Source organism: Oceanococcus atlanticus, from assembly GCF_002088235.1.
In the GTDB taxonomy this organism is placed as follows: Bacteria; Pseudomonadota; Gammaproteobacteria; order Nevskiales; family Oceanococcaceae; genus Oceanococcus; species Oceanococcus atlanticus.
In genome coordinates this window covers 120,733-137,143 of record NZ_AQQV01000004.1, presented here as the reverse complement: position 1 = coordinate 137,143, position 16,411 = coordinate 120,733, and the positions used below count along the sequence as shown (strand labels likewise).

Genomic DNA, 16,411 nt, shown 5'->3' with positions numbered 1-16,411 from the left:
GGTGTCAACTAACCCCCGCCCTCCTCGCTTGGCAAGACTCCGCTTTGCTACTACATTGCGGCGGATGCAACGGTTTCTGCCCATTCCCATTTTCATCGCCCTGTTGCTGGGCGGCATGTCCTTGGTACTGGGCCTGACCCTGTTTCAAACAGCCCAGACAGCCAAAGCGCGCGAACACCTGGTTTTGCTCACCGAGCAGGACCTTGCCATGCAGGAAGTCAGCCAAACCCTGCGGCAGAATCTCACCGATCTGCAGAGTGCAGCGCGGCAGTACGCGAGCCTGGGAGAGCGCAAGCAGCTGCGCACCCACGAGAACCTGCTCAAGGGCTTTCGCGACCTCCGTAACCTGCTGAGCGACCCTGCCGCGCATTTGCACAATACCGCCAAGCGGCCCAGTGACACCCCGGCGGCACTTTTCGTTGACCATCTCAGTCAGGCCATGATCGAGGACAGCGAACTTGCCTCGTTACGGCGTGCCCTCGACACCATCATCGACATGGGGCTGCTGCAGGCAGAATTGCTCAAAGGTGTCATTCCCGGGAAGGCATCACCACAGGTTCTGCTCTCGCTCAGCCAACCCGCGCGCGAAAGTCTCGCGCGTCAACTCGATCACCATATTGCACAGACCCAAAAAGCCGTTGAAGCACGCTTAAGCAGCGCCAAGGCGCAGCAGCATGCACGGGTCCAACGCATCCAGTCGCAACAGGTCTTTTTGCTCGTTTGCCTCGGCCTGCTGATCATCCTGACCTTGCTCCTGGCTCAGCGTTACATGGTCAGCCCGCTCCGCCATCTGGTCGAAGCAGGCACCGCCATTGGCAGCGGCAAATATCACACCCGCGCCGAAATTTTCGGCGTTCGCGAAATTGCCGAGTTGGCCGGCACGCTCAACTGGATGGCGGATTCATTTCAGTCGGATCTCAAAGCTCGCGAGCGCGCTGAGCAACGCGCGCAGCAGACCGAACGCCGCCTGCGCCAGATCAACGAAGCCTCGCCAGGCGTCCTCTGGGAATTCCAGATCGACGACACTGGCCACGTGCAGTTGTCATTTGTCGGCGGCGCCTTTGAGCAGCTGTATTCGGTGCCGCGCGTGGCGGCGATGAGCGACGTGCGCGCGGTGCTTCAAAGCGTCCACCCGGATGAACGCCAGCGCGTTGTACAGGGCCTCAGGAAGGCCGCCGACGAGGACGCCGACTTCACCAGCGAACACCGCTCGCTGCGCCCCGACGGCAGCTACCGCTGGGTCCGCGCATACGGCAAATTTCACGAGCGCAGTGATCAGTTGCGGACCTGGACCGGCTTTTCGGTCGACATACAGGAACTGGTCGAGCTGCGCGCTCAACTGGAAACCGCGCTGGCAGCGGCGGAAGCAGGCAACCGCAGCAAGAGCGAGTTTCTGGCCACACTCAGCCACGAAATCCGCACACCAATGAATGCCATCCTGGGCATGACGCATCTGGCCCTGCAGAACGAACTGCCGCCGCGCCAGGAAGAGTATCTGCACCGTATAGATTCCTCGTCGCGGCTGCTCTTGCGCATCATCAACGACATCCTGGATGTATCCAAGATCGATGCCGGCCGCATGGATCTTGAACATCTGGAATTTTCTCTCGAGCAGCTGCTGGACAGCGTGAACGACGTCATCGCCGTCCGCGCGCAAGAGCAGAATCTACGCCTCAAACTGGACATTGCAGACGACGTGCCGCGCCTGCTGCTGGGCGATTCGCTGCGCCTGGGCCAGGTGCTGATCAACCTGCTGGGCAACGCCATCAAGTTCACCGAGCACGGCTACGTCAAATTGATCATTCGCTGCGTCGATTACACCGAAGGACGCGCCCGCCTGTACTTCGCTGTTGAAGATTCTGGCATCGGCATTGAGCCGGAAGCTCAAGCTCACCTGTTCGATGCCTTCACCCAGGCGGACAGCTCAACCACACGCCAGTACGGCGGCACAGGCCTGGGCTTGACCATCGCCCGTCAGCTGGTCCGCCTGATGGGCGGCGAGATTGCCGTCGACAGCACCCCTGGCGAGGGCAGCACCTTCTCATTCGAAGCGGATCTGGATGTCCCTGAGGACACCTTGCGCGCCATGGCAGAGCATGCCAGCTCACTGGGCGCCCTGAATTGTCTGGTGGTCGACGACAGTCGCTCGGCGCGCAAAGTGATTGTCTCGGCACTCAAACATTTTGGCTTTCGCGCTGAAGAAGCCCGCAACGGCGCCCAAGCCTTGCAGGCGGTGACCGAACGCGCCTTCGATATTGTTCTGCTCGATTGGCGCATGCCGGACATGGACGGACTGGAGACCGCGCGCCGCATCCAGGCCATTCCCGCCTTCAAAGGTCGGGTGATCATGATCACCAGCTACGGGCGCGAAGAACTCATGCGCGAACTGGAAGGTGACAGCGACGTCGACGCAGTGCTGCTCAAACCGATCAGCTCGCCAATACTGCTGGACACCATAGCCGCTGCACGTGATCCAAGCCGCCAGAAACTCTCGCAGCCCAATGACTTCGTTCCCATGCGCATACCGGAACTGGCCGGCAAGCACATCCTGCTGGCCGAGGACAATGCGATCGGGCGCGAATTGATGCAGGAGTTGCTCGACGCAACGCATGCCCGCCTGAGCATTGTTGCCAGCGGCGAAGAGGCCCTGGCCGCGTTCTCCGAAGATGATATCGATCTGGTCCTGCTGGACCTGCAACTGCCCGGAATGAGCGGCTGGGACACGGCCAAGGTCATCCGGGAAGAGCTTGAACGACGTGATGTTCCGCTCCTTGCGATGAGCGCAGACCCACGCCCGGAGACACGCAATCGCTGCCTCAATGAAGGCCTCAACGACTTCATCGCCAAACCGGTGGATGTCGGCCTGCTGTATGACAAGCTCGCAGAGTGGCTGGATGTTCATCCGACGGAAGACACCCTGATCGCCCGACCGCGTCGCCGGATTCCCAGCCTGCCCGGTGTCAACCTGGACGCCGGCCTGGCCCGGGCCAGTTTTAACGGCGAACTCTACCTGCGCCTGCTGAACGAACTGTGCGCGCGATTCGCAGCACTGCCGAACGAGCTCAGCCAGCTTATAGAAGGTGCTCAGTGGGCCGAGGTCAAAGCGCGGGTTCACGCGCTCAAAGGCGCCTCCGGCAATCTTGGCGCAAGCACGATCCGCAAGCATTGTGAAGCCGCCGAGCAGTACGCTGAGCGTGAAGACCGCAACGGCTGCCTGAGCATGATCCAAAAGCTGGACAGCGCACTCAACACCCTGCGCGAGGCCCTGCCCCAACCGGATGAGGAGCACAGCATTGTTGAGCCTCCGCCGCGCCCGGTGCTCGACCCGCAAGCGCTCGCATCGCTGCGTCAGCTTGTCGTTGCAGGTGACGCCACCGCCCGCCAGCGGGCCAAATCCTTCAGCGCTCCGCCCGGCCAGGACAAGCGCCTGCGCCAAATCCAGGAGCACCTGGACGCCTTTGCCTTTGAAGAAGCCGCCCAGCAACTCGACGAACTGGCCTCACATCTGTCATGACCAGCGATCAGAAAAAGCACACGGTGCTTGTTGTTGACGACACACCGCAGAACATCGAACTGCTGGTCGAGGTCCTGAAGGGCGACTATCGCGTCCAGGTCGCACGCAACGGCGAACGCGCACTCAGCCTGGCTGCCGGGGACGATCCTCCGCATCTGATTTTGCTGGACGTGATGATGCCCGGCATGGATGGCCAGGAGGTCTGCAAACGGCTCAAGGACAATCCCAAGACACGCGCCATCCCGGTGATCTTCATCACCGCGCGCAGCGAGGTCGAGGATGAGATCAACGGCTTCCGCCTCGGTGCCGTGGACTACATCACCAAACCGATCAGCCCACCAACGGTGCTGGCCCGGGTTAAAACACATTTGCTGCTGGCCCAGACCAAGTCGATGCTGGAACACGCCGTGCGCCAGCGCACTCTGCAGCTCAAGCGCACCAATGAAGCATTGCAGCAGGAAATCGGCAAACGCGAAGACGCCATAAAACGCGCCGAGCATCTGACCCTGTTCGATCAGCTCACGGCCCTGCCCAACCGACGCCAATTGCAGGAACGCATGCGTCATGAACTGGACGTGGCTCAACGCCAGGGCTTGCAGCTGTGCGTCGCACGGATCAATTTTGACCGTATGCAGATGCTCAACAATACGTTTGGCCCCAGCGTTGGCGATGCCGCGCTGGCGCTGGGCTGCCGTCGCCTCAAAGGGGTTCTTCAGCCCAACGATTTTCTGGCCCGCGACGAAGGCGACAGCTTCATAGCCATACTCAACCATGGCTGGACTGCGGCCGATCACGCACGCGACGATGGCCAACGCTTTGTGGCCGACATGCTGGCCCAGCTTGAGCGACCGATCAATCTAGGCGAACACCAGACCTCACTGAGCGCCAGTGTCGGCATGGTGGTGTTTCCGGATGATGCCTCCACGGCGGAGAAACTGCTGGCCCGGGCCCAGGCCGCAACCACGGTGGCCAAGTCACGCGCCCGCGGCAGTGTGGTGCCCTACGCACCACGCTATGGCGAAGACATCGCCAGCAAGTACAGCCTGGAAGGCAGCTTGCGCGATGCCTTGCGCAACGAGGATCTGGATATCCACCTGCAGCCGCAGGTTGAACTTAGCCGCAACCGCATGACCGGTGCAGAAGCCCTGGTGCGCTGGCCCGATGGTGAAGGCGGATTTGTCTCCAACGCCAAGTTCATCCCGATCGCCGAGGACGGCGGCCTGATTGTGCAGCTGGATCACTATGTCCTGCGCACCCTGTGCGCCCATGCGGTGAGCTGGGGCGCGGATCTGCCGCCAGGCTTTCGCCTCAGCTTCAACATGTCCGCGATCGGGTTTCAGGATCCGTACTGCGCCGAGAAGATCATGGAGATCATCGGTGATTCCGGTCTCGCACCCCATCGCTTCGAGCTTGAGGTCACCGAGCAAGCGGTGATGACCGATTTCTCCGCATCCATCGAGAAACTGATCCGCCTGCGTGATTACGGCATCGCCGTCTCGCTGGATGATTTCGGCACGGGCTACTCGTCACTGGCTTACCTGCAGCAGATGCCGCTGGACCGACTCAAAGTCGACCGCACCTTCATCCGCGAAGTCGAGACCAATGCCAAATCGGCAAGCATTGCGCGCGCCATTATCAAGCTGGCGCGCACACTCGGCCTGGACTGTTTGATGGAAGGGGTGGAAACCCAGGGCCAGCTGGAGTTTTGTCGCCTCAATGGCTGCCAGCACGTGCAGGGTTACCACCTATACCGCCCGGTTGCACCGGATGAGTTGATCAAGGTGGTGCACAACCACGCCAGCCGACGCTAGAGCCCGCCGTCTATAGGCCCAGCCCGGTGCGCTGCTCGGAAACCTCCCAAAGCCTTGCCGCGATATCACGGTTACGCGAGCGTCGATTCGAGCCCACCTTACGTGGGTAACCACGGGTTTGCTGAAAACCATCCGGGCCGATGTAATCACCACTGATCACGTCGGCGGCGGTGGCCGCATACATGCTGGGCAATGCGCCCCGGTCAGCCGGCTGGGCGAACAAGGTGTTTCCCAACCACATCACCGCGCGTTCGAGCGTGCTGTTCTTACGCTCAGCAGCAACGTATTGCAGGTGCGTATCGGAATACCCCGGGTGAGCCGCAGCAACCGTCACCGTGCTACCGGCCAGTCGCCGACCCAGTTCAAAGCTGAAGTACAGGTTGGCGATCTTGCTGTCGCCATACGCCTGCCAACGCCGGTACTTGCGCCGGGTCCAATCCAGGTCATCGAAGTCGAGCCCCGGAGTCCAGTTGTGGGCCATGCTGGATACGCTAACCACACGCGCTGCCGGGGCTTTGTTCAAGAGCGGCAGCAACCCGAGCGTCAACGCGAAATGGCCAAAATGGTTGGTGCCAATCTGCATCTCAAACCCATCCTCAGTCTGAGCGTAGGGCACCGCCATGATGCCGGCGTTGTTGATCAAGGTATCGAGTTGATCGGTACTGTCGAGAACCAGTTGCGTACAGGCCTTGACGCTGGCCAGTGAGGCGAGATCTAGACTCAGGATCTGCAAATCGGCTTGCGGAACATGCTGCAGGATCTGAGCCCGTGCGGCTTGCGCCTTGTCGGCGCTGCGACAGGCCATGAGCACGCGCGCGCCTGCAGCAGCCAGTGCCCGGCTGGTATGAAAACCCAGCCCGCTGTTGGCACCGGTCACCAGGATCGTCTTACCCTGCTGATTGGGAATATCGTGTTCGGTCCAGGCCATCACCCGCTCCTTCGCAAAAGGTCGTTATACCGGTTTCAACGAATCCGTGCAGTACACTGGCGCCCCTACTCGCAGACTGCTTTTCGTCAAAACCTGTGGCCATTCCTGAAAATTTTTTAATCCCTCTGCTCGCAGCTGGCGCCCTGCTCGGGCTAGGACTTCTGCTCCTCTGCCTGGTCTTGATCAAACGCCTGTTGAGCGCCCACGCGCAGGCCGCTGAGCGCACACGCCAGGTCGAAGAGCGACTGGTACAGACCTTGACCGTGCTGGAACATGGTGAGAAAAGCCAGAACCATCAAAACGAGCAACTCAGGGAGTTTCTGCTGCAACAGCTGGATCGCGCGCGCGGCCAGGCCCACGATGACATGAACAAGCTGTCGGAGCGCTTCGCCGACCTACGCACCGGTCTGGAACGGCGCATGGGCGACCTGCAGACGCAAGTGCTCGAACGCCTGGCCAGCGGAACGCAAAGCATGGGCAAGCAGGTTGCAGAGTCGCTGACCAATAGCACCGAACAGCTCACCAAGCAGGTCGAGAAGCTCACCCTGACGACCGACAATCGGCTCAAAGACATCAGCAATCAGGTCGATGAGCGGCTCAAGCAGGGCTTTGAAAAGACCACCTCGACGTTCACCGAAGTGGTCAAACGGCTGGCCTTGATTGATGAAGCCCAGAAACGCATCACCGAGCTGTCCACCAATGTGGTCAGCCTGCAGGAGATTCTCTCGGACAAACGCTCGCGCGGCGCCTTTGGTGAGGTTCAGCTCGAAGCTCTGGTCCGCAACGCCCTGCCCGATCAGCATGTGGAGTGGCAGTACACCCTGAGTAACGGTACCCGGGTGGACTGCCTGCTGCGCCTTCCGCCCCCCACAGGCGATGTGTGCATCGACGCCAAGTTCCCGCTGGAAAACTTCCAGGCCATGACTGACCCACAACGCGGCGAGCGTGATCGTCTGGAATCATCGCGCCGCTTCAAGCAGGACATCAAGAAGCACCTCAACGATATCGCTGATAAGTACATCATTCCCGATGAAACAGCGATTGGCGCCATCATGTTCGTGCCGGCCGAATCGATCTTCGCCGAAATCCACGCCCACCATGCCGATCTGGTCAAGCAGGCTCACGACCGTGGCGTCTGGATCTGCTCACCCAGCACGCTGATGGCGGTGCTGACCACCGCACGCGCGGTCCTGCGCGACGATGCGCTGCGCAAACAGGCCGGCAAGCTGCGCCAGTACCTGATCGAACTCAACACCGAGTTCGACCGCTTCCGCACCCGCATGGACAAGCTCTCACGGCACATCGAAAGTGCTCACGAAGAAACCCGTAAGGTGCACATCACAGCGGACAAGATCAGCAAGCGCTTCGCCGCCATTGAGCAGGTCCAGACCGACGCACCCGACGCCCTGCCCACTCACACCGGTGACGACTGAGCGGGTTTGAATCAGGTCACAAGCAAGCATAAAAAAAGCCCCGCATTGCGGGGCTTTTTTGAATCGAATCGTGCTTAGCGAATGTTCGCTGCCACACGCGGCATGTTAGAGGTGCGGAAGTGCTCCTCGCCAAAACTCTTGGTCGAGAACTCAGGCTCTTCGTTACTGCACTCCATGACCAGGTAGCGGCCGGACTGCAGGTCATACACCGTGCCAGCGGCCGGGCCGACGGCCTTGGTCCATGGCACCGTCACCTGATGGTATTCCTGAACCCGCCACAGATTGTCGCGGTTGTCGTAGATGTCCGCCTGCAGCGCCGTCCAGCTGTCTTCGTCAACGTAGAAAGTACGCCGTTTGTACAGGTGGCTGGTGTCATCCTTGACTTCGCTGTCGAGCACCCAGACGCGGTGCTTCTCGTAACGCGTATGCTCAGGATTGAGATGCCCCACCATGGTCATGTCTTCGTACTTCAGACGGCTGTCGCTGAGTTTGTGCGCGTTGTAAGGCACCAACATTTCGCGTTTGCCGACCAGCTTCCAGTTGTAGCGGTCGGTTGCACCGTTGAACATATCCAGCTGGTCATTGGTACGCAGACCATCCGCCCCGGTACCCGGGTTGTCATACGCCACATTGGGTGCGCGGCGGGTACGACGCTGACCTGGGTTGTACAACCAGGCACGACGGGCTTCAGCCACCTGGTCCATGGTTTCGTGAACCAGCAAGACCTGACCAGCCTGACGCGGCGGTGCTGTCGTCACCTGCAGGAAGTAGACGATCACATTGTTGAGATCTTCCGTTTTGATGCCGTCCTGCGAATACGAGAAGTACACGTCTTCACGCAGCTTGTAGGGCACGAAACTGCCGCTGGTCTGAACCGCAAGCTGGGTGTTGTAACGGGTCACACTCTGACCGCGATAACGCGTCTTGTGGTTCCAGATCACTTCCTTGCCGGACTGAGGAATCGGGAACGGAATACCCGTCACCGCATTGACCAGGCTTTCACCACCGTTGGCCAATTCGGCGTTCACGGCGTTGCGTTTGGTTGCGGCGTAGACAAAATCCGGAGCCAGCGCGGTACGGCGCGACGGATAGACCGGCATTTTGAAAGTCTCGGGGTACTGCTTGAACATGGCTTTCATGCCAGGCGTCAACAGCTCGGCATATTGGTCCATGTTGTCTGCGGTGATCACGTACAGCGGTTTGTCCGCACCACCCACATCTTTATACGTTTCAGAATGGCGCTGGGTGCCATCAAGCTTGACCTCGATGTTCATGCCCCCATCCCAGGCCGGGATCGAGCCATCTGCATTGCCAGCTTTTTCACCCCCAAGCGGCATCAGATCCTTGCCCAGCCGATCGGCTTCGCTGGCCGATACCTTGGCCTGCGCAGACAGGCTCAAACTGCCGCAAACTGCGGCGATGGTGACGGCCGCCAGACCGATTCGGGCTCTGGTCATAATGTGTCTCCTGTGTCTCTCACATCAAAGTGCGTATTGTGGCGCAAGACTAAAACAAACAGTAGTCGAATTCAGCCTTTACGCCTCAAAAGTCGTCATTGTCGTAACCCAGACGCTCAAGCAGGCCGTCAAGTTCCTCAAAAGTGTGGAATTTGATGGTCATGTCGCCACGCCCGCGCGCATCGCCGCGCAGCTCGACCTTATTGCCCAGCAACTCGGTCAATCGTCGCCCCAAGCGCTTCCACTCGGCATCATTGCCCTCATGCAATGGCTGTGCCGTGCGCTGACGCAAACGCGCTTCGAGCGTGCGCACCGACCACTGATGGCGAGCTGTTTCAGCCGCCCAATGAGATTGATCACGCGCTGGCAGCGTTGCCAGAGCACGCGCATGCCCCATGCTTAGCTCACCTGCGTTTACACGCTCCTGCACCGCCTCGCACAAATTCAGCAGACGCAGGAAATTGGTCACATACACACGCGATTTGCCAATACGGTCCGCCGCCGCCGCGTGGGTCAGCTCCAACCGCGCCGACAATTCCTTAAGACCGTGGGCGGTTTCCATCGGGGTCAGCGATTCACGCTGCAGGTTCTCGATCAGACCGAGTACCACCGCCTCCTGGTCGTCCACATCGTCGCGGACAATCGCCGGAATATCGTGCAGCCCCGCACGTTGCGCGGCGCGCCAGCGACGCTCACCGGCCAGCAGCTCATAAAGCCCGTCGCCGATGCCGCGCACCACCACCGGCTGAATCAAGCCGGCCGAACGAATCGATTCGGCCAGATCATCCAGCGCATCCGGGTTGAAGATTCGCCGCATCTGAGCCTTGCCGGGGCGAATCAGATCGAGCGGCAGCCGGACGACTTGGCTACCGGCCGCTGTGTCATAATTCATCGTTTCAATTATGCGTTACAACGCCGACGTGGAACACCAATATCTCGAGATTCTCAAGGCTCTGGGCGAAGACCCTGAACGCGACGGCCTGCGCGACACGCCCAAGCGGGCGGCCGCCGCCATGCAGTTCCTGACCAGCGGTTACACCCAAAAGCTGGAAGACATCGTCAATGACGCCATTTTCGAATCCGAAATGGACGAAATGGTCATCGTGCGCGACATCGAGATGTATTCGCTGTGCGAGCACCACCTGTTGCCATTCACCGGCCGCTGCCACGTCGCTTATCTGCCAGCCGGCAAGGTCATTGGCCTGTCCAAAATCCCACGCATCGTTGATATGTTCGCCCGACGACTGCAGATTCAGGAAGGCCTGACGCGCGATATCGCATTGGCTGTTGAGCAGGTCACCGGCGCCCGCGGTGTCGGCGTGGTGATCGAGTCACGCCATATGTGCATGATGATGCGCGGCGTGGAAAAGCAGAACTCAAGCATGATGACATCCATGATGCTGGGCGCATTCCGCGAAGACCCGCGCACCCGCGGCGAATTTCTGAACCTGCTTAATTGCGGCCAGCGCTAATACACAACGCTGGGTAACCAGGTTGCCAGCGCCGGCCAAAGCGCGAGCAGGATCAGCATAGCGACCTGAATCGCGATAAACGGCACAACCCCGCGATACAGCTGTGTGGTGGTCAGTTCCGCCGGTGCCACACCGCGCAGGTAGAACAAAGCAAAACCGAACGGCGGGGTCAGAAACGAAGTCTGCAGGTTGATGGCCATCATGACACCCAACCACACCGGATCCAGACCCAGCTGCAACAGCACGGGCCCGACGATCGGCACCACCACGAAGGTGATCTCGATAAAGTCGAGAATAAAGCCGAGCAGGAACATCAGCAGCATCACGCACAGCATGGCGCCGAAAGCACCACCCGGCAGCGATGTCAGCAAGGTGTGCACGTGCTCATCCCCACCATAGGCGTTGAAGACCATGGAAAACAGGGATGCGCCGATGAAAATCAGAAACACCATGCTGGTGATCTTTGCCGTTTGCTCCCCGGCGCTCTTCATGGCCTGCAGATTGAGCTGACCACGCAGCGCAGCCAGCAGCAGGGCTCCGCAAGCGCCAACGGCAGCGGCCTCGGTCGGGGTGGCGAAACCCAGCATGATCGAACCCAGAACCGCGATAATCAGCATCAAGGGCGGCACCAGCCCGCGCATCATTTGCGACCACAAGGCCGCTCCGCGCACACAGTCTTGCGCTGCCGGCGCAGGCATCAGCTGCGGCTTCACGGCGGCCAGAATAAACAGGTAGACCACATAAGCGCTGACCAACAGCAACCCTGGGACCAGCGCACCGACGAAAAGATCGCCCACCGAGACCGTTTGCAGGCTGAAAATGCCTTGGGCCAGCTGTGCCTGCTGATAGGCCGATGACAGCACGTCGCCAAGCAGCACCAGGATGATCGAAGGCGGAATGATCTGACCCAGCGTCCCGGCGGCAGCAATCGTGCCACTGGCCACGGCGGGGGAATAACCACGCTTGAGCATGGTCGGCAGCGAGAGCAGGCCCATGGTCACCACCGTGGCGCCGACAATACCCGTAGACGCCGCGAGCAAGGCCCCGACCAGAACCACGGACACGCCCAGCCCACCCCGCAGACGCCCGGCCAAAGCTGCCATGGAATCCAACAGTTCTTCAGCCAGCTTGGCCTTTTCCAGCACCACGCCCATCAGCACGAACAGCGGCACCGCAACCAGGGTCTGATTGTTCATGATGCCGAACAGGCGGCTGGGAAAGGCCAGCAGCTCACTCGATTCGATCAAACCCAGCGTGGTGCCGAACAGTGCAAACCACAAGGCCACGCCCGCCAGCGTCAGGGCCACCGGGTAGCCCAGCAGCAAAACACCACAGACCGCCAAGAACATAAGCAGGGCGATCATGCCGGGGCATCCTCAGCGTTGCCGCGCCAGCTCTGCCATGCCAGCGCGGCCTGCAAAACACCTTGCAAAATCATCTGCAGCGCAAACAGCAGGATCAGGCTTTTCAACAGGTAGACCGCGGCAAGACCACCGGGCTCGGCGGAGGCCTCACGCCGCAACCAGGCCTGACCGACGTACTCCCAGCTGATCAACAGCACGAACAACATCACGGGCAACAGCAGCAAAAGGCTGCCCGCCAGATTGACCAGGGCCCGGCGACGCGCCGACCAGCGTGAGTAGAAGATATCGACACGAACATGGCCATCGGCGGCCAATGTGGTGGCCGCAGCGCAGAGCAGGACAAAGGCATGCAGATAGACCACCAGCTCCTGCGCGGCAATCGACCCTGTCGAAAAGCCGTAACGCGCAACCACGATGGCAAAACCGAGCAGGGCCATCAGCAAGCAAGCCCAGGCGGCCAAGGTAAAGAGCACGCGGTTGCCACGCTCCAGCACCCGTAACACGCTCAACAGCGCTGTCATCCCGGCCACTGCGGCGTGCGCTGCCGGTGCGCAAGCAAAATGCGCTCAAATTCAGCCGGGTCCTTGCTGTACGTCAGCTCGCCAGCCCGAGGGAAATGCCAATCCAGCAATCTCGAGACCCAAAAGCGCAGTGCTGCGCGACGTAACTGCCCTGGCCAAGCCTGGCATTCCGCCTCCGAAAACGCCCGCTCCTGCGCATAGGCGCCAACCAGCGCATCGTAGACCGACGCGTTGAAGCACCCTTCGGCGTTGATCGCCCAGTCGTTAACGCACACCGCCACATCGTAGGCCCAGGCATCGTTGCAGGCGTAGTAGAAGTCGATAAGTCCGGTCAGGCGCGGGCCATCAAACAACGCGTTGTCGCGAAAAAGGTCCGCATGAACCACACCGCCAGGTAAGGCGGACTGGTCCACGCGAGCCTGGTAGGCCACTTCATCCTGCAACAATGCGAGCTGCTCTTGCGGCAGCTTGTCGTGCAGCTCCTTGAGCGCGGGCGTCCACCAGGATGGACCGCGGCAGTTAGGCCGCTGGGCAGGGAAATCAGCCGCAGCTTTGTGCATTTTGGCCAGCACCGTACCCAGCGCAGCAGCCTGCTCCGGGCTGGGTTGATCCACCCCGCGCCCTGACAGACGTTCGACGATGGCCGTAGCACGACCATTCAGCGTACCGAGCACCTCGCCATCACGTCGCGGCATTGGGCGCGCACTGGGAATACCGGCACGCGAAAGGTGGTCCATAACGCCAAGAAAGTAAGGCAGGTCAGCAGCCGGCGTGCGTTCAAACAGGGTCAGTACAAACTCGCCGTGGCTGGTGGTGAGAAAGAAATTGGTGTTCTCAATTCCTTCTTCAATTCCCTTGTAACCGACGAGTTCACCGAGCTCATATGCATTGAGATAACTGCGTAACTCGGATTCGGAGACGGGCGTAAAGACGCTCATTCGGCCTGCCAGGCGGTGAAAAACGCGCAATGATAGCGCAGCGTCAACGCGCCCCGCACGGCGGGGTGGTCAGCGGCGCCAGAAGGCCGGTGTAAACAGCACCAGTAACGTGAAGATTTCCAGACGGCCAAGCAACATGGCAAAAACCAACACCCATTTGGCCGGATCCGGCACGCTGGCGAAGTTTTCAGCCACCTCGCCAAGACCAGGCCCAAGGTTGTTCAAACAGGCTGCCACCGCCGAAAACGCGGTGACCTGATCCAGGCCGAAAGCCATCAGCAGCAACAGCATCATGGCGAACAGGGCAACGTAGATCGAGAAAAACCCCCAGACAGCTTCGACCACATGCCCAGACACGGCACGGTGCCCGAGCTTGACCGGATACTCCGCCGCCGGATGAATCAGGCGCGCAACCTCGCGTTGCCCTTGCTTGACCAGCAACAGCACCCGAATGACTTTCATGCCCCCAGCCGTGGAAGCGGCGCAACCGCCAATGAAACTGATAAAGATCAACAGCACTGGCAAAAACGAAGGCCATAGCGAAAACGGCGCGGACGAAAAGCCCGTGGTTGTCCCTGTCGAAACCACCTGGAACACCGCCTTGAGCACGGTGGTGTCAAAGCTTGCGTAAGTCCCCGCCAACCACAAGGTCACAATGGCAATAACGCTGACCAGGGCCAGAATCAACACCATGCCAACGGCTTCCGGATCACGCAGGTAAACCATCAGACTGGTGCTGCGCCAGGCCGCAAAATGCAAGGCGAAGTTGCACGCCGAAAGCACCATGAAGGCCACCGCAAGGGCCTCGATCAGCGGATTGTTGAACCACGCGATACTCGCATCGTGGGTCGAAAAACCACCGATGGCGACCGTTGAAAACGCATGCCCGATGGCATCAAAGACCGACATGCCTGCCAGCCAGTAGGCCAGACCACAGAGCAGAGTCAGGCCAAGGTAAATGAACCACAAGGCCTTGGCCGTCTCGGTGATACGCGGGGTCAGCTTGTTGTCCTTGACCGGACCGGGCATTTCAGCACGATACAACTGCATGCCCCCGACCCCGAGCATGGGCAGAATGGCCACGGCCAGGACCACGATCCCCATGCCGCCCAGCCACTGCAACTGCTGACGGTAGTACAACAAGCCGCGTGGCATGGCGTCGAGGCCGCTGAGCACAGTCGAACCGGTCGTGGTCAGCCCGGACATGGATTCGAACACCGCGTCAGTCCACGACAGACCAAAGCTGTCGCCGACCAGAAATGGCACGCAGCCGAACATCCCCAGCACCACCCAGAATGAGCAGACGATGAGAAACCCGTCGCGCAGACGCAGATCGGCGCGCTGACGGCGCACCGGCAGCCAGATCAGCAAACCGGTGATGATAGTGACCGCAAAAGCGTCAACAAAACGGTGCACCGGCTCATGCGAGAGCAATGCCACGGGCACCGGGGTGAGCATGGTCACCGAAAACATCATCAGCAAGATGCCCAGCACGCGCTGAACCGCGACGTAGGGATGACGCCACTGCCAGTGGCGCACGGCTGACAGCAACGGGTTGCTCACAGAAAGGTGATACCGACCTGAAACAGGCGTTCGACCTGCGGCGTGTAGCGCTTATCAACCATGAACACAATGACGTGATCTTCGGATTCGATCACCGTGTCATGGTGCGCAATGATGACCTTATCCCTGCGCACGATGGCGCCCACGCTGGCCCCCTGTGGCCACTTGATCTCATCGATGCGCCGCCCCACCACCTTGGAGGAACGCTGGTCACCATGGGCCACGGCCTCAATCGCCTCCGCCGCACCGCGACGCAGACTGTGCACGCGCACCACGTCTCCGCGACGCACATGTGACAGCAAAGCACTGACCGTTGACTGCTGCGGCGAAATCGCGATGTCCACGTCGCGATCTTCAACCAGGTCAAGATAAGCCGGTCGATTGATCAGCGAGAGCACGCGGGTCGCGCCCAACCGTTTGGCCAGCATCGCCGAGAGAATGTTGGCCTCGTCATCGTTGGTGACCGCGCAGAACACATCGGCATGCTCAATGTTCTCTTCGATCAACAGGTTTTCGTTGGCCGCATCACCGGCCAGCACGATGGTGTTGTTAAGACGCTCGGACAAATACCGCGCGCGTTCACGGTCGCGCTCGATCAAACGCACCCGGCAGCGCGACTCCAGCGCCTTGGCCAGGCGCAGGCCGATGTTGCCGCCGCCAGCCAGCAACACCCGCTTGACCGGCTTGTCGATGCGACGCATCTCCGACATCACCTTGGAGATGTCCTCACGCGCGGCCACGAAAAACACTTCATCGCCGGCCTCAACCACGGTGTCGCCTTCCGGCATGATCGGCTTTCCACGCCGATAAATCGCCGCCACGCGGCTGTCCACATTGGGGATGTGTGCAGCCAGTTCACGCAGCTCCTGCCCGACCAGCGGCCCACCAAACAAGGCCTTAACGCCCACCAGACGAACCCGGCCATGCGCGAAATCCACCACCTGCAGGGCACCGGGGTATTCGATCAGGCGGGTGATGTAGTCGGTCACCAGCTGCTCGGGGCTGATCTGCATGTCCACCGGCATCGCGTCCGGCGCAAACAGCATGCCGCCATTACGCTGATATTCCGCCGCACGCACACGCGCAATCTTGGTCGGCGTGTGGAACATGGAGTACGCGACCTGACAGGCCACCAGATTGGTTTCGTCCGAGTCGGTCACGGCGATCACCATGTCCGCATCATCAGCGCCGGCTCGCGCCAGCACATCCGGGTACGAGGCAAAGCCAGCAACCGTGCGGATGTCGAGCCGATCCTGCAGCTCCTGCAACAAGGCGCTGTTGGTGTCGACAACGGTAACGTCGTTGTTCTCACCCGCAAGGTTTTCCGCCAGTGTGGAACCCACTTGGCCGGCCCCGAGAATAATAATTTTCATAGTGCTGACGGCCGGCGCGACACCAGCCTCGGGCAAC

General features: G+C 60.4%; 12 protein-coding genes. 4 read left to right on the top strand and 8 right to left on the bottom strand.

What is annotated here, in order from left to right:
- Positions 1-64 precede the first annotated feature (64 nt).
- Positions 65-3,514 (top strand): hybrid sensor histidine kinase/response regulator, encoded by a 3,450-nt coding sequence (locus ATO7_RS15015; protein ID WP_083563168.1) that lies wholly within the window; start codon positions 65-67, stop codon positions 3,512-3,514.
- The gene (locus ATO7_RS15010) at positions 3,511-5,325 is read left to right on the top strand and encodes a putative bifunctional diguanylate cyclase/phosphodiesterase (protein ID WP_083563166.1); all 1,815 of its coding nucleotides are present in this window, start codon (positions 3,511-3,513) and stop codon (positions 5,323-5,325) included. The genes ATO7_RS15015 and ATO7_RS15010 overlap by 4 nt, the downstream gene beginning before the upstream one ends.
- Before the next feature lie 10 nt (positions 5,326-5,335).
- Here the strand turns inward: ATO7_RS15010 and ATO7_RS15005 are convergent, their stop codons facing one another.
- Positions 5,336-6,253 (bottom strand): oxidoreductase, encoded by a 918-nt coding sequence (locus tag ATO7_RS15005; RefSeq protein ID WP_083563165.1) that lies wholly within the window; start codon positions 6,251-6,253, stop codon positions 5,336-5,338.
- 194 nt (positions 6,254-6,447) lie between these two features.
- Between ATO7_RS15005 and ATO7_RS15000 the strand changes: the two genes are divergently transcribed.
- A complete protein-coding gene (locus ATO7_RS15000; protein ID WP_146680387.1) occupies positions 6,448-7,686 on the top strand; it encodes a DNA recombination protein RmuC in 1,239 nt (412 codons plus the stop codon).
- A gap of 74 nt (positions 7,687-7,760) precedes the next feature.
- Here the strand turns inward: ATO7_RS15000 and ATO7_RS14995 are convergent, their stop codons facing one another.
- Both ATO7_RS14995 and ATO7_RS14990 read right to left on the bottom strand, forming a co-directional pair.
- Entirely contained in the window at positions 7,761-9,143 is a 1,383-nt protein-coding gene (locus ATO7_RS14995; protein WP_083563161.1) for a DUF1329 domain-containing protein, read from the bottom strand.
- Positions 9,144-9,228: 85 nt separating this feature from the next.
- Positions 9,229-10,035 carry a ParB/RepB/Spo0J family partition protein gene (locus tag ATO7_RS14990; RefSeq protein ID WP_083563160.1) on the bottom strand — a complete coding sequence of 269 codons (807 nt, stop codon included), beginning with the start codon at positions 10,033-10,035 and terminating at the stop codon, positions 9,229-9,231.
- Between the two features lie 10 nt (positions 10,036-10,045).
- Between ATO7_RS14990 and folE the strand changes: the two genes are divergently transcribed.
- The gene (gene folE / locus ATO7_RS14985) at positions 10,046-10,615 is read left to right on the top strand and encodes a GTP cyclohydrolase I FolE (protein ID WP_083563158.1); all 570 of its coding nucleotides are present in this window, start codon (positions 10,046-10,048) and stop codon (positions 10,613-10,615) included.
- Here the strand turns inward: folE and ATO7_RS14980 are convergent.
- The 5 genes from ATO7_RS14980 to trkA all read right to left on the bottom strand — a co-directional run bounded on the left by ATO7_RS14980 (position 10,612) and on the right by trkA (position 16,410).
- Complete coding sequence (locus ATO7_RS14980) at positions 10,612-11,979, bottom strand: TRAP transporter large permease (RefSeq protein WP_083563156.1); 1,368 nt, start codon at positions 11,977-11,979, stop codon at positions 10,612-10,614. The genes folE and ATO7_RS14980 overlap by 4 nt on opposite strands.
- A complete protein-coding gene (locus ATO7_RS14975) occupies positions 11,976-12,500 on the bottom strand; it encodes a TRAP transporter small permease subunit (RefSeq protein ID WP_146680386.1) in 525 nt (174 codons plus the stop codon). The genes ATO7_RS14980 and ATO7_RS14975 overlap by 4 nt, the downstream gene beginning before the upstream one ends.
- Positions 12,497-13,438, bottom strand: coding sequence for a homoserine kinase (locus ATO7_RS14970; RefSeq protein WP_083563152.1), 942 nt, complete (start codon positions 13,436-13,438; stop codon positions 12,497-12,499). The genes ATO7_RS14975 and ATO7_RS14970 overlap by 4 nt, the downstream gene beginning before the upstream one ends.
- Before the next feature lie 69 nt (positions 13,439-13,507).
- Entirely contained in the window at positions 13,508-14,914 is a 1,407-nt protein-coding gene (locus tag ATO7_RS14965) for a TrkH family potassium uptake protein (RefSeq protein ID WP_083563290.1), read from the bottom strand.
- A gap of 83 nt (positions 14,915-14,997) precedes the next feature.
- Positions 14,998-16,410: a Trk system potassium transporter TrkA gene (trkA, locus tag ATO7_RS14960; RefSeq protein ID WP_330395411.1), complete on the bottom strand. Its 1,413-nt coding sequence runs from the start codon at positions 16,408-16,410 to the stop codon at positions 14,998-15,000.
- Between the last annotated feature and the right edge of the window lies 1 nt (position 16,411).